Origin of the sequence: Streptomyces mirabilis, assembly GCF_039503195.1 — a bacterium.
Classification (GTDB): domain Bacteria; phylum Actinomycetota; class Actinomycetes; order Streptomycetales; family Streptomycetaceae; genus Streptomyces; species Streptomyces mirabilis_D.
Map to the genome: position 1 here is coordinate 1,659,258 of NZ_JBCJKP010000001.1, position 21,783 is coordinate 1,681,040.

The 21,783-nt window shown below is 71.1% G+C and carries 20 protein-coding genes; 12 read left to right on the plus strand and 8 right to left on the minus strand.

The features are described 5' to 3' along the window. Nucleotide 1: 1 nt before the first annotated feature. Nucleotides 2–1,399: a DUF6421 family protein gene (locus AAFF41_RS08140; protein WP_319745529.1), complete on the minus strand. Its 1,398-nt coding sequence runs from the start codon at nt 1,397–1,399 to the stop codon at nt 2–4. 426 nt (nt 1,400–1,825) lie between these two features. On the opposite strand from AAFF41_RS08140, the gene AAFF41_RS08145 reads away from it, so the two are divergent. After that, nucleotides 1,826–2,509: a glycerophosphodiester phosphodiesterase gene (locus AAFF41_RS08145; RefSeq protein ID WP_319745527.1), complete on the plus strand. Its 684-nt coding sequence runs from the start codon at nt 1,826–1,828 to the stop codon at nt 2,507–2,509. A 3-nt stretch (nt 2,510–2,512) separates the two neighbouring features. On the opposite strand, the gene AAFF41_RS08150 is transcribed toward AAFF41_RS08145, so the two are convergent. Beyond that, nucleotides 2,513–3,067 (minus strand): GNAT family N-acetyltransferase, encoded by a 555-nt coding sequence (locus tag AAFF41_RS08150; protein WP_343323763.1) that lies wholly within the window; start codon nt 3,065–3,067, stop codon nt 2,513–2,515. 84 nt (nt 3,068–3,151) lie between these two features. On the opposite strand from AAFF41_RS08150, the gene AAFF41_RS08155 reads away from it, so the two are divergent. Both AAFF41_RS08155 and AAFF41_RS08160 read left to right on the plus strand, forming a co-directional pair. Continuing rightward, nucleotides 3,152–3,544, plus strand: coding sequence for a VOC family protein (locus AAFF41_RS08155; RefSeq protein ID WP_060902501.1), 393 nt, complete (start codon nt 3,152–3,154; stop codon nt 3,542–3,544). 89 nt (nt 3,545–3,633) lie between these two features. Continuing rightward, a complete protein-coding gene (locus AAFF41_RS08160) occupies nt 3,634–4,398 on the plus strand; it encodes a VOC family protein (protein WP_343323764.1) in 765 nt (254 codons plus the stop codon). Between the two features lie 19 nt (nt 4,399–4,417). Here AAFF41_RS08160 and AAFF41_RS08165 read toward each other — a convergent pair whose 3' ends face one another. The 3 genes from AAFF41_RS08165 to AAFF41_RS08175 all read right to left on the minus strand — a co-directional run bounded on the left by AAFF41_RS08165 (nt 4,418) and on the right by AAFF41_RS08175 (nt 10,073). Next, nucleotides 4,418–7,015: a cellulosome protein gene (locus AAFF41_RS08165; RefSeq protein WP_343323765.1), complete on the minus strand. Its 2,598-nt coding sequence runs from the start codon at nt 7,013–7,015 to the stop codon at nt 4,418–4,420. A gap of 107 nt (nt 7,016–7,122) precedes the next feature. After that, nucleotides 7,123–7,614: a MarR family winged helix-turn-helix transcriptional regulator gene (locus tag AAFF41_RS08170; protein WP_319745516.1), complete on the minus strand. Its 492-nt coding sequence runs from the start codon at nt 7,612–7,614 to the stop codon at nt 7,123–7,125. Between the two features lie 770 nt (nt 7,615–8,384). Continuing rightward, the gene (locus AAFF41_RS08175) at nt 8,385–10,073 is read right to left on the minus strand and encodes an FUSC family protein (RefSeq protein WP_343323766.1); all 1,689 of its coding nucleotides are present in this window, start codon (nt 10,071–10,073) and stop codon (nt 8,385–8,387) included. Nucleotides 10,074–10,265: 192 nt separating this feature from the next. On the opposite strand from AAFF41_RS08175, the gene AAFF41_RS08180 reads away from it, so the two are divergent. From AAFF41_RS08180 to AAFF41_RS08195, 4 genes are all read left to right on the plus strand, one after another. Next, complete coding sequence (locus AAFF41_RS08180) at nt 10,266–10,835, plus strand: DUF5134 domain-containing protein (RefSeq protein WP_319745512.1); 570 nt, start codon at nt 10,266–10,268, stop codon at nt 10,833–10,835. A gap of 98 nt (nt 10,836–10,933) precedes the next feature. After that, nucleotides 10,934–11,869, plus strand: coding sequence for a M56 family metallopeptidase (locus AAFF41_RS08185; RefSeq protein WP_319745509.1), 936 nt, complete (start codon nt 10,934–10,936; stop codon nt 11,867–11,869). A 67-nt stretch (nt 11,870–11,936) separates the two neighbouring features. Then, the gene (locus AAFF41_RS08190; RefSeq protein ID WP_319745507.1) at nt 11,937–12,620 is read left to right on the plus strand and encodes a phosphatase PAP2 family protein; all 684 of its coding nucleotides are present in this window, start codon (nt 11,937–11,939) and stop codon (nt 12,618–12,620) included. A gap of 73 nt (nt 12,621–12,693) precedes the next feature. Beyond that, nucleotides 12,694–13,389: an HAD family hydrolase gene (locus AAFF41_RS08195; protein WP_343323767.1), complete on the plus strand. Its 696-nt coding sequence runs from the start codon at nt 12,694–12,696 to the stop codon at nt 13,387–13,389. Nucleotides 13,390–13,488: 99 nt separating this feature from the next. On the opposite strand, the gene AAFF41_RS08200 is transcribed toward AAFF41_RS08195, so the two are convergent. Continuing rightward, entirely contained in the window at nt 13,489–13,734 is a 246-nt protein-coding gene (locus tag AAFF41_RS08200) for a DUF2630 family protein (protein ID WP_190169273.1), read from the minus strand. 233 nt (nt 13,735–13,967) lie between these two features. Here AAFF41_RS08200 and AAFF41_RS08205 point away from each other — a divergent pair, with 233 nt between their 5' ends. After that, on the plus strand, nt 13,968–14,687 hold the full coding sequence (locus AAFF41_RS08205; protein WP_319745503.1) for a TetR/AcrR family transcriptional regulator: 720 nt from the start codon (nt 13,968–13,970) through the stop codon (nt 14,685–14,687). Here the strand turns inward: AAFF41_RS08205 and AAFF41_RS08210 are convergent. Beyond that, nucleotides 14,675–16,177: an LVIVD repeat-containing protein gene (locus tag AAFF41_RS08210; RefSeq protein WP_319745501.1), complete on the minus strand. Its 1,503-nt coding sequence runs from the start codon at nt 16,175–16,177 to the stop codon at nt 14,675–14,677. The genes AAFF41_RS08205 and AAFF41_RS08210 overlap by 13 nt on opposite strands. A gap of 251 nt (nt 16,178–16,428) precedes the next feature. On the opposite strand from AAFF41_RS08210, the gene AAFF41_RS08215 reads away from it, so the two are divergent. The 3 genes from AAFF41_RS08215 (at nt 16,429) to AAFF41_RS08225 (ending at nt 20,122) form a co-directional block, all read left to right on the plus strand. Continuing rightward, nucleotides 16,429–17,055, plus strand: coding sequence for a DUF305 domain-containing protein (locus AAFF41_RS08215; RefSeq protein WP_319746073.1), 627 nt, complete (start codon nt 16,429–16,431; stop codon nt 17,053–17,055). Between the two features lie 187 nt (nt 17,056–17,242). Further along, the gene (locus tag AAFF41_RS08220) at nt 17,243–18,601 is read left to right on the plus strand and encodes an FAD-dependent oxidoreductase (protein WP_343323768.1); all 1,359 of its coding nucleotides are present in this window, start codon (nt 17,243–17,245) and stop codon (nt 18,599–18,601) included. A gap of 162 nt (nt 18,602–18,763) precedes the next feature. Beyond that, nucleotides 18,764–20,122 carry a nucleobase:cation symporter-2 family protein gene (locus AAFF41_RS08225; RefSeq protein ID WP_319745497.1) on the plus strand — a complete coding sequence of 453 codons (1,359 nt, stop codon included), beginning with the start codon at nt 18,764–18,766 and terminating at the stop codon, nt 20,120–20,122. A 22-nt stretch (nt 20,123–20,144) separates the two neighbouring features. On the opposite strand, the gene AAFF41_RS08230 is transcribed toward AAFF41_RS08225, so the two are convergent. Further along, nucleotides 20,145–20,519 (minus strand): ArsR/SmtB family transcription factor, encoded by a 375-nt coding sequence (locus AAFF41_RS08230; RefSeq protein ID WP_060897354.1) that lies wholly within the window; start codon nt 20,517–20,519, stop codon nt 20,145–20,147. Nucleotides 20,520–20,669: 150 nt separating this feature from the next. Between AAFF41_RS08230 and AAFF41_RS08235 the strand changes: the two genes are divergently transcribed. Continuing rightward, nucleotides 20,670–21,749: an NADH:flavin oxidoreductase/NADH oxidase gene (locus AAFF41_RS08235; RefSeq protein WP_319745495.1), complete on the plus strand. Its 1,080-nt coding sequence runs from the start codon at nt 20,670–20,672 to the stop codon at nt 21,747–21,749. Nucleotides 21,750–21,783 lie beyond the last annotated feature (34 nt).

Below are 21,783 nucleotides of genomic sequence, written 5' to 3' on the forward strand. Positions count from 1 at the left end.
CTCACGCGGCGGCCCGCTCGGCGCTCGTCGCGGTGATGCCCCTGGTGGAGGCGATCACGTTCTTCAGTTTCTTGGAGAGCGCCTCATAGAACATGCTCAGCGGAAACTCGTCCGGAAGCACGTCGTCGACGAGCTTACGGGGCGGCTGGGACAGATCGAGGGCGTCCGGGCCCTTGGCCCAGCGGGAGCCGGGGTGCGGGGCGAGGTAGGTGGAGACGAGCTCGTACGCCTTGAACCAGTGGACGAGCTTGGGGCGGTCGATGCCGGCCCGGTAGAGGTCCTCGATCTCGGCGCACAGCTGGTTGGTGACCTGCGGTGCACGCTGCCAGTCGATGTGCAGCTTGTTGTCGGTCCAGCGGACGACGTCGTGCTGGTGCAGGTAGGCGAAGAGGAGCTGGCCGCCGAGACCGTCGTAGTTGCGGACGCGTTCGCCGGTGACGGGGAAGCGGAACATCCGGTCGAAAAGCACCGCGTACTGCACGTCACGGCCCTGCGGGAAGCCGTCGGCCTCCAGCTTCACGGCCTCCTTGAAGGCGGTGAGGTCGCAGCGCAGCTCCTCGAGGCCGTACATCCAGAACGGCTGGCGCTGCTTGATCATGAACGGGTCGAACGGCAGGTCGCCGTGGCTGTGGGTGCGGTCGTGGACCATGTCCCACAGCACGAAGGCCTGCTCGCAGCGGTCCTGGTCGTGGACCATCGCGGCGATGTCCTCGGGCAGCCGAAGGCCCAGGACGTCCACGGCGGCGTCGGTGACGGCGCGGAAGCGGGCGGCCTCGCGGTCGCAGAAGATGCCGCCCCAGGAGAATCGTTCCGGCGCCTCGCGCACGGCGATCGTCTCCGGGAAGAGAACGGCCGAGTTGGTGTCGTAGCCCGCCGTGAAGTCCTCGAAGGTGATGCCGCAGAACAGCGGGTTGTCGTAGCGGGTGCGCTCCAGCTCCGCCAGCCAGTCCGGCCAGACCATCCGCAGCACGACCGCCTCGAAGTTGCGGTCCGGGTTGCCGTTCTGCGTGTACATCGGGAAGACGACCAGGTGCTGGAGCCCGTCCTCGCGGTGCGCGGCGGGCTGGAAGGCCAGCAGCGAGTCCAGGAAGTCGGGCACCTGGAAGCCACCGTCGGCCCAGCGGCGCAGGTCCTTCACGAGCGCCTCGTGGTACTCGGCGTCGTGCGGCAGCAGCGGGGCGAGCTGCTCGATGGCGTCTACGGCACGGCGTACGGCCAGATCGGCATCGGCCGTGTCCGGGGCACCCTCGGCCTCGAAGTCGATCGACCCGTCCTTGGACTGCCAGGGCCGGATCTGCTCCACGGCATCCTTGAGCACAGGCCAAGCCGGGTGCTCCACCACCCTGCCCACGGGAGGAACCCGCTCCTCCACACCCACTGGCACAAGAATTTCCGTCATCTCTCACCCTCCACGGGAGAACCTCGCGTATGCACACCGTATGTAAACGAGGTTCCTTCCCGCAAGGGGAGACTCGATAGATTATCCTGCACCACCCCACCTTCACCGCTCTTTTTCCTGCCGGATACCGTGGAGGCGATTACTTCCGCTATGGGGAGCCGGACAGACGGACGTCCGCGGGAAGCGCCGGGAAGTGGCAGGAGCAACGGCTCCGGGGCGCTCGGGGTCAACCGCCGAAAGACTCGCCCACGCCCGGGTGACGCGCCCCGGCGGCGACGGCCCGCCCTCCCCTTGCGGCAGACACGCCCCGCCTGGCGTACGAGCGGGTACATCGCGCGGCGGGACGATTAGGCTGCGGGCTTGCCGCGTGGGTGCCGCCGAGACCACGCGCGAGCCGAGCCGCCGTCGACGGAAGCGAGTCGAATCTTGAACTTCCTCACCATCGGTCATCGCGGAGTGATGGGTGTCGAACCCGAGAACACCCTCCGTTCCTTCATCGCCGCCCAGCACGCGGGCCTCGACCTGATCGAACTCGATCTGCATCTGAGCAAGGACGGCGCGCTGGTCGTCATGCACGACGCGGACGTGGACCGTACGACCGACGGCTCGGGGCCGATCGCGGAGATGACCCTCGCCGAGCTGCGCGCCCTGGACGCCGGGCACGGTGAGCGCGTGCCCGTCTTCGAAGAGGTCCTGGACGTCGTCAGGGCGCCGCTGCAGGCCGAGATCAAGGACACGGCGGCGGCGCGGGCGCTCGCCGAGGTGATGCACCGGCGCGATCTGGTGGGGCGGGTCGAGGTGTCGTCCTTCCACGACGAGGCGATCGCCGAGATCACGCGGCTCGTGCCGGGCGTCCGCACGGCGCTCATCGCGAGCCGCTACGGCGTCGACGTCGTGGACCGCGCCGCGGAGGTCGGCGCCGCCACCGTCTGCCTCAACATCCGACGGCTGACCCTGGAGGTCGTCGAGCACGCCCGCAAGGCGGATCTGCGGATCATCGGCTGGGTGGTGAACACCCAGGACCACCTGCGGCTGGTGCGGGCCCTGGAGCTGGACGGCGCGACCACCGACTACCCCCAGATCAAACGCACCGGCCGCTTCACGGCCTGAGGATCACTGCGCCGGCTGCGCCAGGGGCTTGACCAGCAGCTCGAACTGCAGGTCGTCGCGCTGCGGAATCCCGAAGCGCTCGTCGCCGTACGGGAAGGGGGTCATCTTTCCCGTACGGCGGTAGCCGCGCCGCTCGTACCAGGCGATGAGGTCCTCGCGTGCGGAGATCACGGTCATGTGCATCTCCGCGACACCCCAGGTCTCGTGGGCGTGCCGCTCCGCCTCGGCGATGATCACCTTGCCGAGTCCGCCGCCCTGGAGTGCGGGGCTGACCGCGAACATGCCGAAGTAGGCGTGGTCGCCGCGGTGTTCGAGCTGACAGCAGGCGACGACGGCGCCGTCCCGCTCCACGGTCAGGACGCGGCTGTCCGGCGCCTTGATGACGGCGAGCACGCCCTCCGGGTCCGTCCGCTGACCTTCGAGGAGGTCCGCCTCCGTGGTCCAGCCGGTCCGGCTGGAGTCCCCGCGGTAGGCCGACTCGATCAGCGCGACGAGGGCGTCCGCATCGGCATCGGTGGCATCGCGGAAGGTCAGTCCGGTGGCGGCGGCGGTGTTCATGGAACAGTTCTCCGAAATCTCTGGCGCGGCTCGGGCACCGCTGAGCGTAACGCTCCCGCCCTTGAGGCCCTAGGCTCCGGGTGCATGGTGCATGTACTGAGCAGTCGGATCCTTCTGCGGCCCACCGACCCGGAGCGCTCCCGCGCCTTCTACGGCGAACGGCTGGGGCTCGCCGTCCACCGGGAGTTCGGGACGGGACCCGAGCGCGGCACGGTCTACTTCCTCGGCGGCGGCTTCCTGGAGGTCTCGGGCCGCTCCGAGACCCCGCCCTCGCCCGCGCTCAGGCTGTGGCTCCAGGTGGCCGACGCCGACGCGGCGTACGAGGAGCTGTCGGCGGCCGGGGTCGACATCGTGCGCCCGCCGGTGAAGGAGCCGTGGGGGCTGATCGAGATGTGGATCGCGGATCCGGACGGCGTCGAGATCGTGCTCGTGGAAATCCCGGCGGATCATCCGCTGCGCTACCGCCCCGGAATCTGAGCGCACGAGGCCCTGCGTCGGATGGCCACGGTCCGGGCCCGGGCATAGCGTGCTGGAGAGGCCTTCTGGCGGAAGGGCGGAGGAACGTCATGAAGCTCGACAAGCCGGTGCCCGGCGGTCCGTGCTGGACCGAGCTCGGGACCAGTGATCTGGAGGCGGCCAAGCGCTTCTACGCCGATCTGTTCGGCTGGCGCCCGGAGACCGACCCCCGCCAGGAGGCGGGAGGCTACACGGTCGCGCACCTCGGCGACGCGCCGGTGGCGGCGATCTCCCCGCTGTACCAGGAGTCACAGCCCGTCGCCTGGAACGTGTCCTTCGCGGTGGCCGACGCGGACACCGCCGTGGACGCGGTGCAGGCCGCGGGCGGCACGGTCGTCCTCGGCCCGATGGACGTGTTCGACGTCGGGCGTTTCGCGGTGGCGTTCGACCCGACCGGAGCGGCCTTCCAGCTGTGGCAGGCGCGGGCCTTCCCGGGCGCGAGGCTGTTCAACGCGCCGGGCGCGCTCGGCTGGGTGGAACTGCTGACGCGCGCCCCGGACCGTGCCGTCGAGTTCTACACCACGGTGTTCGGCTGGACCGTGAACGCCTCCGAGCACTACACGCAGTGGGGCATCGAGGGAGCCGACTTCGGCGGCATGGTGGCGATGGACGACAACTTCCCGCACGCGGTGCCGCCGCACTGGCTGCCGTACTTCGCGGTCGAGGACGTGGACGCCACCGCGAACGCCGCCGTCGGGGCGGGCGGCAGCATTCTCATGGAGCCCACGTCCGTGCCGCAGGGCCCCCGGATCGCCGTGCTGCGGGACCCGCAGGGAGCGTTCTTCGGGGTTCATGTGGCGGGCGAGGAGGGCTGACCGGACGCTCGACCGGAACTCATGCCAGGGGTGTCACCGCCACCTGGTCGATGACCGGCGCGTACGCGGAGCGCTGCTGGTGGGCGTTGGTGGTGTCGCCGTCGAAGTCGGGCCGTTCGTCGGCGGTGAAGGTGAGGGTGTTGGTGCCCTCGTTCAGGGTGACGGGGACGGCGAGGTCCCAGAAGTTGTTGAAGTGGAAGGTGGTGGGGAAGAGGATCCGGTGCGCCGGCGCCCCGTTCACGGACAGGTCCGCGTGGCGGCAGACCGGATCGGGGTTGTAGTGGGTGGCCGGGGGCTGCTCGCCGTTGGAGTAGCGGACGGTCACGGCATGACGTCCGGTGCGTGCCGCCGTGACGGTCAGGGTGAGGGCGTTGTCCGGCCCCCTGCCGATTCCCTCGACCGCCTTCCCGCCGGTGGCGAAGGTGTGGGCGCCCGTCACCTTGGCCTCGCCGGTCACCGTGCCCTCCTCGGCGGGGTACACGGTGGTCTCGAGGCGTCCGGTTCCCGGTCCCACGCACAGCCGGTCGAGAACGAGGCGCTCCGAAGTGCCGGTCACCGTCAGCTTGTTGATGCCGCCGGCCAGGAACAGTGGGATCCCGTCCCGGTCGAGACCTCCCACCTCCGCCCCGTTGACCGTCAACAGCCCTTCTCCCGGGCCGATGTGATGGACCGTCACGAACGCCTCGCCGTCGGCGGCCGCGTGCACCCAGAACGTGGCGGTCCCTCCTGGTGGCAGCAGTACGGCACCCGGCCCGCAGGCGCCGCCGTGCTCGTACGTCACCCGGGCGCCGGCACCGAGGCCCGCGTACGCGGCCTCGTACAGCGCGGGCGCGGTCACGTGCGCGTCCCGCAGGACGAGGTCGATCCGGTCGATGGTCGCGTCGCCCTTGGTGGCGCCGAGGTCGCGGTCCCGCGCGGACAGGGTGAGCGTGTGCGCGCCCGCCGTCAGCTCCACCCGGGTGTCGGTGTGCCCCCAGACGACCGGCTTGTAGCCGAGGGGGAGGCGCAGTTCCTGGGGGTCCGCTCCGTCGACACGCAGGAAGACGTCGGTGGGGCCCTGCTCCCGCACGAGTTCGTGGAGGTTGTGGGAGTTGGCGAGGACGCTCAGGTCGTACGTCCCGTCCTGCGGGACCTCGACGGAGAAGGCGACGGCGAGGTCGGAGCCGGTGCGCAGTCCGCCGACGTGGTAGGTGCCCGAGGTCGCGAACCGGTCGACGTCGGAGGGCGATCCCTCGGGCCCGTTCCTCACGTGCCCCTCGCCCGTGCAGGTCGCGTGCTCCGCGTGGTACGACCGGCGCCAGCCGATGGAGGGCGGCGCGAGGACCCCGTCGCCGCCGGGCGAGAGGATCACCTCGTAGGCGGACATCGCGTCGAGGTCCGCGAGGGGAAGGACCACCCGGCCTTCGTCGACCGGAAGTTCGAGGTCCTTGAGGCGCAAGGGCTGTGCCGAGGCTCCGACTTGGCCGGTCCACGGGATCTCGTGGAGCCTGGCGTGGACCGTGCCGCCGAAGATCTCGGCGGGGACGTTCGCGAAGACGAGATCCGCGGCGCCGCCGCTGCCGCCGAACAGGGCGCGGGCCTGGCGCTTGTCCCGGTCGAGCGTGGCGACGCCCTGGAGGGTGTACTGGACATTGGGGTGCGGCGCCCGTACCTGGACCGTGCGGCCGGTCATCCGGCCGTAGGTGTGGAACAGCCACCACTGGCCGTTGCCCTTGTTCGCCTCGACCGCCGAGTCGTTGAGGTTGCCGTCGATGTTCCAGTACGCCATGTCGGCGTCGATCTTCGACTCCTCGATGGCGGAGATCCACTGGATCATCTGCCCGGGCACGGACAGGTGATAGTTGTGCGCGTACTCGTTGATGTTGACGGGGAGGGGACCGATCCCCAACTCCCCTTCCATGCCGCGGTACTTGGCGACGTTCGTACGGATCGCGGCGGGTGTCGACAGCTCGTGCCAGGTCACCACGTCCGGGAGGACGTCATGGGCCTTGGCGAACTCCAGGAAGCCCCGCACCTCGTCGTACAGGACGCAGGTGTTGGGGCCCGCGATGCGCGCGTGCGGGTCGAGGCCCTTGATGAGGTGGTGGAGGTCCTTCCAGGCGGCGAAGTAGTGCCGCGGGTCGGAGTGCCAGGAGGTCCTGTCGTAGCTCCACTCCCCCGTGCCGAACATGTTGCCTTCGGGTTCGTTGAACGGTACGTAGACGATGTGGGACTTGAGGGCACCCGTCGTCAGGACCTGCCTGACCTGCTTCTCCACCCTGGCCCGGTAGTCGGCGAGGCGTTCCTCGCCGGTGGCGCCGGGCCACCGGTAGGGGAAGCCGCGGTAGATGTCGGTCATGTAGAGGTAGACGTCCCTGCCGCCGCAGTCCACGAAGGAGGGCAGGATGTCGAGGGCGTCGGCGCCGGGGTGCTGGGTGCCGTCCTGGGCCTTGGTCGACACCGTGCGCACGTACATTCCCTCGACCACGTTGCGGCTGGGCACTCCGTCGCCGTACAGGCCGTAGAGCGTGCCGCTCGCCCCGCCGTGGAAGACGCCGGTGTCGGTGCCGAGGTCGATGGTGAGCGTCTCGGTGTCTGCTGCCACTGCGCCTCCGTGGTCACGCTGCTTGTTCGACATCCCGTACGTCAGCCGGGCCTCCGAACCGGGCGAGCCTGAACGTAGGAGCGGCGCGCGGCTCGTGTCAACGGCGCGTGACCACGAAGCGGGTGGGCACCCGGCCGGACTCAGACGCGCGGCGCCCCGAGACGGCCTTCGAGCTGACCGAGCAACTCACCGAGCAGGGCGGCGAGTTCGCGTTGACGGGCGAGGTCGATCCCGGACAGGGCCGTCGTCTCGTAGGCGAGCTGCTGGGGCAGGATGCCGTCGACGAGGTCGCGGCCCGCGTCGGTGAGACGGACGTGCGCGACCCGGCGGTCGCGGGTGTCACCGCGGCGCTCGACCAGTCCGCGCTCGGTCAGTTGCTTCAGGCGCTTGGTGACGGCGGCACCGGAGGAGAACGTCTCGCGGGCGATCTCACTGGGGGTCAGCTCGTGACCGGTGCGGCGCAGGGTCCCGAGGACGTCGAACTCGGGACGGGTGAGCCCGGCCCGGCGCAACGGTGCGTCCTCGGCCTGCTGAAGCAGCGCGGCCGAGCGGTTGATCCGGCCGATGATCTCCATCGGCCCGGTGTCGATCCCGGGATGCACGGCCTGCCACTGCCGCACCACGGCAGCCATGGTGTCGACCGGGGAGGGGGCGCCGGGGGGTGCGGTGGTGGGGGCACCTGAGGGGTTGTGAGCACCTGAGGGGGCTGGGCCGCCTGAGGGGATCGAAGTGCCCGAGGGGTCTGGGCCGCCTGAGGGGATCGAAGTGCCCGAGGGGTCTGGGCTGCCCGAGGAAACCGGGGTAACCGAAGCAGCCGGAGTGCCCGACGGAACCGAAGTTCCTGAGGCGGCTGGGTCGCCCGAGGCACCCGAGGCACCCGAGGCACCCGAGGCACCCGAGGGAGCCTGGAGAGCGGCCTCGGTGTCCGTTGCGATGTCGGGTCGAACGGCGGGCGTGTCCGCCGCGGACGCCCCGGACGCCCCGGACGCCCCGGACGCCCGCGCGGGCCCCGGGCCCGGCTCCGTCGACGCCGACCGGTCGGCCTGCGGATGCGCCGGCGTGGACCCCCAGGCCGGGGTACCCGCGCCGGCCGTTTCTCCGGTCCCGTTGTCCGTCGACGCCACGCCTCCGAGGGGAGCACCCGCCGAGAGCCCCCGTCCGGCCGAGTCGCCCGACGGGCCGCGCCCACCGGCGCGCGCGTCCGCCGACGCCGAGCGCCGGGCCGCAGGCCTGTCCGCGCCGGCACCACCACCGACCACAACGCCCGCCGAACCCGACCGCCCGGCCGGGGGCTCGCTCATCCGACTCGGCTGCCCGTGCGGCGCCGCGCGCCGAGGTGTCGCCGGGGTCGCGGTGCCGCTCTGGCCGAGTGCCGCGTCCGTCGCACGCCCATCCGCTGCCGTCATGCCTGTGCGCCCTCCAAGGAGTGCAGTCCCTGCCGTCGTACCGTCGCCGCGAGCGTACGGTGTCCGGACTGCTCGGCCCGCATCACCCGCTCCTCCGGCAGGGCGCGTTGCCACCATTCGCCGGCGGCGGCGTCGGCGGTGGCGCGCAGCTCGACGACGGCACCGGACAGCGCGCGGCGGGCGGACTCCAGGGCGCCGGGATCGGGATGCTCGGCATCGAGCAGGCCCACGGCACGTTCGCGGGCCCGCTCGACGGCGTCGAGGGCTCCCTCGATACGGTCGCCGGCCCGCCGGTTGGTGACCGCGACCGCCGCGGCGAAGCCCACGACCGCACCCACCAGGGTGTCCGCGACCCGGTCGGTCATCAGCTCGCCGGGCTGCTGGACGCGGGCGAACTCGGTGATGAGCAGCGCCATGGGGGTCACACAGATGCTGCCGAGCCAGTAGTTGCGGCCGATCAGGGCCTCGGCGCCGAAGTTGAGGGCGAGGCACAGCAGGACGAGGAACGCCTGGCTGAGATGGGCCAGCGGAGCGAGCACGGCGAAGAAGAGGACACCGATCAGGTTGCCGACGACGCGCTGCACTCCCCGGCTCCAGGTCAGGGTGACGTTGGCCTGGTAGAGCGACGCGGCGGTGACCAGCGCCCAGTAGGGGCGGCCGACGCCGAGCGCGAGCGACGCGTATCCGGCGAGGGCACAGCCGAGCGCGGTGCGCAGGGCGATCGGGGCGAGTGGACCCAGCCGGCGGAACAAGGGGTTCGGGGGGACGGCGAGTTCGACTTCCACGCCCAGGAGTTCGTCGGCGGCTTCCCCGAGGTCGTCCGGACGAGGTACGGGCCCGGCACCCCGCACCTCGCGCGCCCACGCCCGCAGCCGCTCGGGCTCCGTGTCGGCGGGCGCGGCGATCGCCACCTCGGCGCGCACGACGAGCCGTTCCAGGGCACGCCGGGGCGCACTGCGGGTGCCGGTGGAGAGCAGCGACTGCCAGGCCCCGTGCACGGCGGCGGCCGCGGCGGCGCGGGCCCGGGCGGCCCCGTCACCGGTGCCCGCCGTCTCGGCGTAGGCGGCCGCGGCGTTCAGCGCGTGCGCCGTCGCGCGGCGCTCGGGCCCGTGCGGGCGGACGAGTCCGGGTGCCATGCCGACGATCCACGCCCAGGCGCCCGCTGCGGCGCCCAGCGCGAGATGGCCGGGAACCTGGCCGAGCGTCTGCGGCACGAACAGGGACGCGGAACTGATGAAGGCGAGGACCACGTGACCGGGCGGCCCGATGCGCGTGGCGTCGCACAGCGCCTTCTGCACGGCGGCCAGCAGCGCGCCGACAGTGACCAGCACGACGGCGTTCGTCGTGAGCGAGGCCGCGGTCAGCGCGACGGCCAGGCCGCCGAGCATGCCGAGGGCGACCCAGGCGAGCGCGCGGGCGCGGGCGGCGTACGGACGGTTGTGGGCGTAGAGCGCGCAGAGCGACCCGGCCATGGTGTACATCGCCAGGTCCAGCCGGCCGAGCGCGAGAAGCGTCAGATTCGGCGGGGCGACCGAGGCGACCACACTCAGCGCGGGCTTGAACCAGATGTCGGCGGGGCGGCCGAGCCGCAGCACACCGGCCAGCGGGAGACGACGTCCATGAGAGCGGTGACGTCCCTGGGGACGGCGGCGTACACGGGGGGTCTGGGGGGTCGCACTGCTCATACCTTCAAGCTTAGCAGGTGTTTTACTCGTGAAATACATATCCCCGCCCACCCACGCCCACCTGCGACGCACTCCCGCACGCTCCCCCGCGTACACCTGTGCGCTCGCTTGCGCACCGCCCGGCCCGGGCATGCCCTGACCGACTGTCCGACATCAACGACTGTCCGACTCCGTCGAGCGGGGAGGTACGCGGTGCACGGACCGGCGTCACCCGGCTGGCTGCTCGTAGCGCTGTGCGCGGCGAGCGGGGCCTACTGTCTGTTGCGGATGCGCAGCCCCGTCGAGGAGCAGCGCCGCACCGCGGGCGCCGAGGCGCTCATGGGATTCGGGATGGCCGCGATGGCCGTGCCCGCGGCGGCGGCCACTCCGCCGCGCTGGGCCTGGTTCGCGTACGCCGCGGTGTTCGGTGCCGCCGCCCTGCGCGCCCTGTGGTCGGTCCGCAGCAGCCCGCACCATCTGCACCATCTGGTCGGGGCCTGCGCCATGGTCTACATGGCCGCCGCGATGGCCGCCTCCCCCGGGCACCACGGACACGGCGGCGGCTCCGGGATTCCTCTGGTCACGGGGGCGCTCCTGATCTACTTCGTCGGGTACGTGCTGCGCTCCGGGGCCCGGCTGTTGCCGGTGGCGGCGGTGGCCGGCGGCTCGGGGACGCTCGGCGGCACCCCCCGGCCCCTCGGCTGGGGCGACCGCCCCGAGCTGTCACAGGCGTGCCGTCTGTCCATGGGGATCGCGATGCTGGCCATGCTGGTCACGCTCTGAGCGCCGCTCCGGCCCCGGCCACGTGAAACCGTGGCGTACGTCACTTTGTCGTCGCGGGCCGTATCCCCCGGCGACGCTCCGCTCATAGGCTTCACCTCATGATGGTCCCCGCGGCACTGTTGCTGCTCGGCGCCCTGGCCGCCGTGGTCGCTCCACGACTGCTCGCCCGGGCCAACTGGCCGGACCATGAACCCGTGGTCGCCCTGTGGGCGTGGCAGTGCGTGGTGGCGGCCGTTCTGCTGTGCTGCGTCCTGTCGATGACGCTCAGCGCGGCCGCCGCGTGGGTGGCGGTGCGCGGCCATGTCTTCGCCCCCGCTCCGCACTCCGTCGTGGACGCCTACGCGTTGAGCAAGGGGAGTCCGTGGGCCGCGGCGACCGCCGTGGCGCTCGCCTGCGGCGGTGCCTGGACCGCGGCGATGCTGGTCCGCGAGGTGCTGCGGGCCCGGTCCCAGCGTCGGCAGAGCCACGACGAACTCCTCGTACGCGCACCGCTGTTGCCCGGTGAGGAGCCGGGCAGTGACCGGCTGGTGGTGCTGGAGGGCGAGCGTCCTGACGCCTGGTGGCTGCCCGGGGCCGCTCCCCAACTGGTCGTCACCACAGCCGCGTTGCGCCGCCTCAAAGGGCGTCAGCTGGACGCCGTGCTCGCCCATGAGCAGGGGCACGCGCGGGCCCGGCACGACTGGCTGCTGCACTGCTCGGCCGCGCTCGCCGTCGGCTTTCCGCAGGTGCCCGTGTTCGCCGCGTTCCGCGACGAGATGCACCGGCTGGTCGAACTCGCCGCCGACGACATGGCCTCCCGCCGTTTCGGCCGCCTCACGATCGCCCTCGCGTTGGTGGAACTGAACGAGGACCGGGGCGTGTTCGGCCCCTGTCCGACTCCGCAGGCCCATGTCCCACTGCGGGTGCACCGCCTGCTCGCTCCTCCGGACCGGCTGACGCCGTCGCGGCGACTGCGGCTGACGGCGGCGGCCACGCTCGTGCCGGTGATCCCCCTGCTGGTGGCGTTCGTACCCGGCCTGCGGGCGCTCGGCTAGCCGCGACAGCGGCGGTTCGGGGCCACGGGGTTGGCCGCCGGCCCCGTACCTCGGGGAGGATCACCGTATGCAGTCCCCGCCCCTCGACCCACCGCTTCGCACTCCGGCCCCACGGACCGCGGCACTCACCACGGCGGTGCTCACCGTTCCGTCCGTGCTGCTCCTCGTGCTGGTCGCGTTCTCCTGGCGACCGCTGCTGGTCCTCGACGGCGACGTCGCGCGCACCACGCACCGCTGGGCGGTCGACGAACCGGGTGCCACCCAGGTGTTCCGCGTTCTGACGGACTGGGTGTGGGACCCGTGGACGATGCGCGCGCTGGGTGCGCTGGTCGTGCTCCTGCTGGTCTGGCGCCGTTCGGCGTGGTGGCCGGTGCTGTGGGTGACGGCCGCCTGTGTGCTGGGCACGGTGGTCCAGCAGTCGCTGAAGGCGGCGGTCGGCCGGGCGCGCCCCGTCTGGCCCGACCCCGTGGACTCCGCGCACTACGCGGCCTTCCCCTCGGGCCACGCCATGACCGCGACGGTGGTGTGCGGGCTGCTGCTGTGGTTGCTCCAGTTGTACGGCGCCGGGCGCGCGCTGCGGCGTACGGCACTGGCGCTGGCCGTGGTCAGCGTCGTGGGTGTCGGACTGACCCGTGTCTGGCTGGGCGTCCACTGGCCTTCGGACGTCCTGGGCGGCTGGCTGCTCGGCGCGCTGGTGGTCGCCCTGGCGGTGATGACCCATGAGCGCCTCTTCGGCTCGGAACGTACTTGACCGGCACGAAGTGTGCTCGACCCGCCCGGAGCGTGCTTGACCGGCGCGGAGCGCGCCCCGAAGGATTCGCCTCATGACGATCAAAGGCGTGCTCTTCGACTTCTCCGGAACCCTGTTCCGTGCCGAACCGACCGAGTCCTGGCTGCGCGCGGTGCTCAGGGACGCCGACCTCACCCTGCCGGAACGGGAGTTGACCGAAGCGGCGGACGCCCTGGAGGCGGTGGGCGCGCTGCCCGGCGGCGGCGTCGCGCCCCGACTGCCGGAGGGCTCGGAGGACTTGTGGCGCAGGCGGGACAAGAGCGCCGAGGGGCACCGGGCCCTGTACACGGCGATCTCCCGCCAGGTGCGGCTGCCCGATGCCCGGCTGCACGACGCGCTGTACGAGCGTCACATGCTCCCGGCTGCGTGGGGGCCCTATCCCGACACGGCCGAGGTGCTCGACGCCCTGTGCGAGCGCGGGGTCGCCGTCGGGGTGGTCAGCAACATCGGCTGGGATCTGCGACCCGTCTTCCGTGAGCACGGCCTCGACCGGTACGTGGGCGCGTACGTCCTGTCGTACGAGCACGGCATCCAGAAGCCGGACCCCCGGCTGTTCGCGACCGCCTGCGACGCGCTGGGCATCGCCCCCGAGGACACGCTGATGGTCGGGGACGACCGCCGCGCCGACGGGGGCGCGGCGGCGCTGGGCTGCGCGGTGCACTTCGTGGACCACCTGCCCGCGGCACGGCGCCCGGAGGGACTGCGGCCGGTGCTGGACCTGGTCGGCTGACCCGCGCACCTTCCCGGGAGCGCCCGTGGGCCCGAGGGCCGTCGATGTCGGCCCGGAGACCCGGGAGCGGCCCGGAGACCCGGGGGCGGCCCTTCACGATCAGCTCTGATAGTCCTCGACCTGCGAAGACGGTCGTACGCGCGCCTCGTCCGGGTTCTCCCCGAACTCGGACTTCGCGCGCCGCTGGCGCAGCAGGTCCCAGCACTGGTCGAGTTCGCGCTCCAGTTGTCCGAGCCGTTCGTGTTCCGTGGCGCTGTCGATCTGCCCTGATGCGACGGCGTCGCGCAGCCGGCGCTCGTCGTCCACCATCGCCGTGATCTTCGCCAGGATCTGCTCTTGATCCATCTCCACTCGCCTCCTCGGCACTTTCGCTCACTCTAAGGAGGCCACGGCGGCTGTGCGACTCGCTCGGGAATCCTGCCCGGCCGGGAATTCCGCTCGACCTGTGCCCGTCCGCCTGAGACGATCCCCCGCGTCGCCCCAGGCGGACGGCAGCCCGAAGCCTCCCCCGCGGTGAGTCATGGCCCGGACGCTCTGAGTATAGTTGGCTGGCAGCCAGTCAACACAGGAGTTCCAGCATGTCCCCGCGCAGCCCGTCGGTCAATGAAGAGTTGCGCCGGCGTTCCCGGGAGCGGCTGTTGCAGGCCGCGGTGGAGCTGGTGAACGAACGCGGCTACGAGGCGACGACGCTCGGGGACATCGCGGATCGCGCGGGATCGGCGCGCGGACTGGTGTCGTACTACTTCCCCGGCAAACGCCAGCTCCTGCAGTCCGCCGTGCACCGGATGATGCACCGCACGCTGGAGGAGGGGCTGGAGCGCGAGCCGCGTACCGAGGACGGCCGGGAGCGGCTGGCGCGGGCCATCGACGCGATTCTGGGCCTGGCGCGGGACCGGCCCGTGCTGATGCGTCAGCACATGGCGGGCATATTGCTGGGCGAGGGGTTCGTACAGTGTCCGGAGCAGCAGCGCCTTGCGCAGCTCCTGCGGGAGACCGTCGCCGAGTACGGCTCCCAGGACGCCGACACCGACTACCCGATGCTGCGGGCGGTGCTCATGGGCGCGGTGTACGCGGCCCTGGTGCCGGGTGTGCCGATGCCGGTCCCGAGGCTGCGGGCCGAGCTGTTCGAGCGCTACCACCTCGACTGGGAGATGGGTGTCCCGCCGGGCACCGAGGTGCCCGGCGGGACGTGCGAGAGCGATCTGTCACGGTTCTTCACGACCGGCCCACGACCGGACGAGCAGTCGCCCGACGATCAGCCGTCTGACGATCAGTCGCCCGGCGATCAGTCGAAGTAGTCCGGCTGCGTCTGGACGTTGAGCTCGCGCAGGTGGACCCGCTTGGCCGGATCGGTGCGCCGGTCGCTGAGCTTGAGGACGTCGAAGCCCTTGGCGATGTCGTTCGAGTAGATGTAGCCGTTGTAGTAGTACGCCGACCAGGAGCCGCCGACCGTGAGCTTGTCGGTGGTCAGCGGTCCGCGCTCGAAGTAGGCGATCTCCTTGGGGTTCGAGGAGTCGGTGAAGTCCCAGACGGAGACACCGCCCTGATACCAGGCCTGGACCATGAGGTCCTTGCCCTTGACGGGGATCAGCGAGCCGTTGTGGGCCACGCAGTTCTCGGTGTCGGCCTGGTGGCGGGGGATCTTGAAGTAGTTCTTGAAGACGAGCTTGCGCTGGTCGCCCTTGCCGACGATGTCGTAGATGCCGTCGGCGCCGCGGTTCGGACCGATGGCCGCGTTGCAGGTGGCCGCCCCACCACCGCCCAACTCGTCGGTGAACACGACCTTGTTCGCCTTCTGGTTGAAGGTCGCCGAGTGCCAGAACGCGAAGTTGACGTTGTCCTCGACCTGGTCGATGACCTTCGGGTGCTCCGGGTCCTTGATGGAGAACAGGATGCCGTCGCCCATGCAGGCACCGGCGGCCAGGTCCTTGGAGGGCAGGACCGTGATGTCGTGGCAGCCGGTGGTCTTGGAGACGCCCGGGTTGGTGGGCGCGCCCGGGTTGCCGCCGCCGTCCGGTCCCTCGCCCGGGAACAGCACCGGGAAGTTCACCACCGCGGCCTTCTCAGGGGCTTTGCGCGGCACCTTGATGACCGAGATGCCGTCGTGCGGGGGCTGGCAGTCGGGGAAGGTGGCGCTCGGCGAGTACGAGGCGACGTAGATGTAGACGTTCTTGCGCTCGGGCACCAGCGTGTGGGTGTGCGAGCCGCAGGCGGTCTCCACGGCGGCGACGTACTTCGGGTTCGCCTTGTCGGTGATGTCGAAGACCTTCATGCCCTCCCACGAGGACTTCTCGGTCGCGGGCTGCGTGGTGCTGTTGCAGGAGTTGTCGCTGCGCGAGGAGTCGGTGGACAGGAAGAGCAGGTTGCCGGAGACGGAGACGTCGTTCTGCGAGCCCGGGCAGAGCACCTGCGCCACCGTCCTGGGCGCCTTCGGGTTGCTGATGTCGAAGATGCGGAAGCCGTCGTAGTTGCCGGCGAAGGCGTACTCGCCCTGGAAGGCGAGGTCGGAATTGGTGCCGGGCAGCGCGTCCTTGGGGATGTTGGTGAGGTGTTCGATGTTGTCGGAGTGGACGATCTCGTCCTGCCCGGGTATCTCGCCGTTCGCGATCGCCGTTCTGGTCTCGACGGCGTCACTGCGGGACACCTTCTCCGGAACGGCGGGGCCGTCCCCGGGATCGGGGGTCGCGGCCGCCGGGCCGGCCGTGAGCAGCGCGGCCAGGAGTCCGGCCGCGGCTGCGGCAACTCCCAGGCGTCTGCGCCGCGTTCGGGGATCGATCAACAGGGTCACTGCGTCCTCCCTTGTAGCCGTTCGCAGTTGAACGGTTCACGGACCCCAGAAGTATCGTCCGACCCATGCGCTGATCAACAGATGGCAACGCACTCGTAATGAAGGTTTTCGATCAGTAACGTTCACCGGCGTGCTAGGACGGTCATGAAACACCCGTGAGGTGTCCGGCGATTCATGTGCCCCTGGAGGTCGATGTGTTGCTCCGTCGTACGTCCCGCGCGTCCCGTACGCCCCGCACATGCCGTGCGCTCCTGGGCGCGGTCTCGCTGGCGGTCGCCGCGCTCGCGCTCGGGGGCTGCGACTCCGGCTCGGCTTCCGCGCCCAAGTCCGCGGGGACGAGCGGGCCTTCGGTGATCGCCCCCGGCAAGCCGGGCGAGGCGGCCGAGACACTCTCGGCCGCGGACGCCGCGAAGCAGCGCAACGAGGACGACTCCCCCAACACGGCGGACTTCGCCTACGCGCGGATGATGATCGAACATCACACCCAGGCCCTGGAGATGACCGCGCTCGCCCCCCAGCAGGCAGCGTCGGGTCAGGTGAAGCGGCTCGCGGCGCGGATCGCGGCCGCGCAGGGGCCGGAGATCACCACGATGAAGGGCTGGCTCACGGCCCACCACGGCGACGAGCGGGCAACGGAGCACCGGCACGAGGCGATGCCCGGCATGGCGACCGAGGCACAGCTGAGGGAGTTGCGCGCGGCGCGGGGCAAGACCTTCGACACGCTCTTCCTGAAGCTGATGATCACACATCACGACGGGGCGATCACCATGGCCACGGAGGTGAAGGCCCAGGGCAACAACATCCAGGTCGAGGAGATGGCCGACGACGTGATCGCCCAGCAGACGAGCGAGATCAGCAGGATGCGCGCGTTGCGGTGACACTCGGAGACACCTCTGACGACCGCCGGAACGATCACCACATGTATTCATGTCATGACTTTCCGTGCGGAGGAACCCGTACGCGTATGCCGCGCGCCGCACCCTGTCAGCGGAGCGTCGGTGGTGCGATGCTGGAGCCATCAGCGATCTCCTCGAGCTGTTCGGGTTTCGGATTGGGAGTTCCGCCGTGCTGCATGTCGCCGTCGTCGGCTCGGGGCCCAGCGGGGTCTACACCGCTCAGAGCCTCGTCCAGAGCGGGCTGTCCGAGGTCCGGGTGGACGTCCTGGACCGGCTGCCGTGCCCGTACGGCCTGGTGCGCTACGGCGTGGCGCCGGACCACGAGAAGATCAAGTCGCTGCAGAACAATCTGCGGGCGGTCCTGGAGGACGAGCGGGTGCGGTTCCTGGGCGGTGTCCAGGTCGGCCCGGGCGGGGTGCCCGTGACCCGGCTGCGGGAGCTGTACCACGCGGTGGTCTACTGCGTGGGCGCCGCCACCGACCGCCATCTCGGAGTGCCGGGCGAGGAGCTGTCGGGCAGCTGGTCGGCGACCGAGTTCGTGTCCTGGTACAGCGCGCACCCCGACTCCGCCACCGACGGCTTCGTGCTCGGCGCGCGCTCGGCGGTGGTCGTCGGCGTCGGGAACGTCGCCGTGGACGTGACCCGAATGCTGGCCCGCGGCGCGTCCGAGCTGAGCCCCACGGACGTGCCGCAGGCGGCGCTGAGCGCGCTGGCCGCGAGCAAGGTGACCGAGATCAGCATGATCGGGCGGCGCGGTCCCTCGCAGGCCCGGTTCACCACCAAGGAACTGCGCGAGCTCGGCTCACTACCGGATACCGAAGTCGTGGTGGATCCCGAGGAGTTGGCGCTCGATCCGCAGTACGCCGACCCGTCGGACCTGCCCGCCGCGCAGCGCCGCAACGTGGAGGTGCTGCGGGGGTGGGCCGCCACGCCGGCGCAGGACCGGGCCCGCCGGATCCGGCTGCGCTTCTTCCTGCGCCCGGTCGAGCTGCTTCCCGACGAGGGCGACCGCACCCGGGTGGGCGCGGTGCGCTTCGAGCGCACGGCGCCCGACGGGCACGGCGGGGTGACGGGCACGGGACGGTACGAGGACATCGAGGCGCAGTTGGTGCTGCGCTCGGTCGGCTATCGGGGCGTCCCGCTCGAAGGACTGCCCTTCGACACGGACCACGGCACGGTGCCGCACCGCGCGGGCCGGGTGCTGCGGGACGGCGTGGTCGCGCCGGGCGAGTATGTGGCGGGCTGGATCAAGCGGGGCCCGACCGGTGTCATCGGCACCAACCGCCCGTGCGCCAAGGAGACGGTGACCTCGCTCGTCGAGGACGCTCCCGAACTCATGCGACGGGAGCTGGCCGAGGATCCCCTCGCGGCGCTGCGGGCGGCCGGGGCCACACCGGTTCCGTGGGCCGGATGGGAGGCGATCGAGCGGGCGGAGGCGGAGCTCGGGGCCTCGCTCGGACGGGGTGTGGTCAAGCTGCCCGACTGGACGTCGCTGCTGGCGGCGGCGCGGACGGCGACTTCGCACTAGCGCGTCTCCGGCGGGGTCGGGCGCGACTCGGTGGGCATGACACATAGCGGCAACGGGCCGGAAATCAACAAACTGTTCAAGCCCCTTACGGTCTCGTGCTGTTCGGACGTTGCTCGCGTCGTCCGGCCGTCCCCGTCCCCACCCGCCGCTCCTGGAGTGCCCATGACGACCACCGCACCCGCGCATCCCGTGCATCCCGTCGACGAGGTCCCACCCGTACGCCACCTGGCCGCCTTCGGGCTCCAGCATGTGCTCGCGATGTACGCGGGCGCGGTGGCCGTGCCGCTGATCGTGGGCGGGGCGATGAAGCTCTCGCCTGCCGACCTCGCGTATCTGATCACCGCGGACCTGCTGGTGTGCGGTATCGCGACCCTCATCCAGTGCGTGGGCTTCTGGCGGTTCGGTGTACGACTGCCGATCATGCAGGGCTGCACCTTCGCGGCGGTCTCGCCGATGGTCCTGATCGGGACGACGGGCGGCGGGCTGCCCGCGATCTACGGATCGGTGATCGTCGCGGGGCTCGCGATCGTGTTGCTGGCGCCGGTCTTCGGCAGGCTGCTGCGCTTCTTCCCGCCACTGGTCACGGGCACCGTCATCCTGATCATCGGGGTCTCGCTGCTGCCGGTCGCGGGCAACTGGGCGGCGGGCGGAGTGGGCGCGAAGGACTTCGGGGAACCGAAGAACCTGGCGCTCGCGGGCTTCGTCCTGGCCGTGGTGCTGGCTGTGCAACGGTTCGCGCCGCCCTTCCTGGGCCGGGTCGCGGTGCTCGTCGGCATCGCGGTGGGCCTCGCCGTGGCGGTGCCGTTCGGGTTCACGGACTTCGGCGGGGTCGGGGACGCCGACTGGCTCGGGATCAGCACGCCGTTCCACTTCGGCACTCCCACGTTCCACGTCTCCGCGATCGTGTCGATGCTGGTCGTGGCGCTGGTGACGATGACGGAGACGACCGGTGACCTCATCGCGGTCGGCGAGATGACCGACCGGAAGGTCGAGCCGCGCACGCTGGCCGACGGTCTGCGCGCCGACGGTCTCTCCACGGTGCTCGGCGGTGTGTTCAACACCTTCCCCTACACGGCGTTCGCGCAGAACGTGGGTCTGGTCGGCATGACCCGGGTGCGCAGCCGCTGGGTGGTGGCGACCGCGGGCGGCATTCTCGTCCTGCTCGGTCTGCTGCCCAAGCTGGGCGCGGTGGTCGCGGCGGTACCGGCACCGGTCCTTGGCGGCGCGGGTCTGGTGATGTTCGGGACGGTCGCCGCGAGCGGGCTGCGGACGCTGGCCGAGGTGGACTTCAAGGGCAACAACAACCTGACGGTGGTGGCCGTCTCGGTCGCCGTGGGCATGCTCCCCGTCGGCGTGCCGACGGTCTACGCGAAGTTCCCCGACTGGTTCCAGACGGTGATGAACAGCGGGATCAGCGCCGGGTGCCTGACGGCGATCGTCCTGAACCTGCTCTTCAACCACCTGCCGGGGAAGGCGGGTTCGGCCGGGTCCGCCGCCGAACCGAAGGCCGCCTCGGTCTGATCCCCACCGGTCGCCCGGCCGGTCACCCAGCCGTGCGCCGAGGTTCACCGAGCCGCTCACCCTGCCGCTCGATCGCGGCGAGGACGCTGTCGAGGAACCCGGGGAACAGCGCGTCCAGGTCGGCTCCGCGCAGGGCGTTCATCTTGGCCGTTCCCCGGTAGACCTGCCGGATCACCCCGCTCTCACGGAGCACCCGGAAGTGGTGCGTGGTGGTGGACTTGGTGACCGGCAGGTCGAAGTGCGAACAGGAGAGCTCGTCGCCGACGGCGGCGAGCTCGCGCACGATCCGAAGCCGCATGGGGTCGGAGAGCGCGTGCAGCACCGACTCCAGGCGGATCTCCGCACGTACGGGGTGCGGCAGGTCACGGCTGCTGCCGGCGGGGTCTGCGGTCGTCACGGTGGCTCCACTTCGTCCAGGAACCTCATCTTCGTCCAGGAACCTCAGTCTACGAGGATTGTTCGACATCTCTCGTAGTTTGACACATGCCGTACTACGATGCCTATCGTACGAGGAGCAGCTCGGCACCCTCGACGAACGGAGTCCGCCGTGAGCACGCTCTTCGAGCCCTTGACCCTGCGCGAGGTGACCATCCCGAACCGGGTGTGGATGCCCCCGATGTGCCAGTACTCGGCCGCGCCGGAGGGACCCTCGACGGGCGCGCCGAACGACTGGCACTTCGCCCACTACGCCGCCCGCGCCACCGGCGGCACGGGGCTGATCGTCGTCGAGGCCACCGCCGTCTCCCCCGAGGGCCGGATCAGCCCCTACGACCTGGGCATCTGGAACGACACCCAGGTCGAGGCCTTCCGCAGGATCACGCGCTTCCTCCGGAGCCAGGGCACCGTGCCCGCGATCCAGCTCGTGCACAGCGGCCGCAAGGCCTCCACCGACCGTCCCTGGAAGGGCGGCGCGCCGGTCGGCGAGGACGCGTACGGCTGGCAGCCGCTCGCTCCGAGCGCGCTGGCCTTCGACGAGCGGCACCCGGTGCCGACCGAGCTGACCGTGGCCGGGATCCGGGAGATCGTGGGCCAGTTCGCGGACGCGGCGCGGCGCGCGCTGGACGCCGGTTTCGAGATCGCCGAGATCCACGGCGCCCACGGATACCTCGTCAACGAGTTCCTCTCCCCGCACTCCAACCGCCGCACCGACGCGTACGGCGGCTCGTACGAGAACCGTGTCCGCTTCGCCCTCGAGGTCGTGGACGCCGTGCGGGAGGTGTGGCCCGACGACAAGCCGCTGTTCTTCCGGATCTCCGCCACCGACTGGCTGGAGGAGGGCGGCTGGAGCGCCGACGACACCGTCCGCTTCGCGGGCGAGCTGCGCGCACACGGCATCGACCTGCTCGACGTCTCCACCGGCGGCAACGTCTCGGGCGTACGCATTCCGGTCGGGCCGGGTTACCAAGTCCCCTTCGCCGCCCGGGTCAAGGCGGAGACCTCGCTGCCCGTCGCCGCCGTCGGTCTCATCACCGACGCCGAGCAGGCCGCGAAGATCCTCGCCAACGACGAGGCCGACGCCGTGCTGCTGGGACGCGAGTTGTTGCGCAACCCCTCGTTCGCGCGCCTGGCGGCCCGTGAACTGGGCGCGGAGGTCCACGTCCCCGACCAGTACCACCGCTCCGTGTAGAGGTACCGCCACCCCGCCGTACCACCACCCCGCG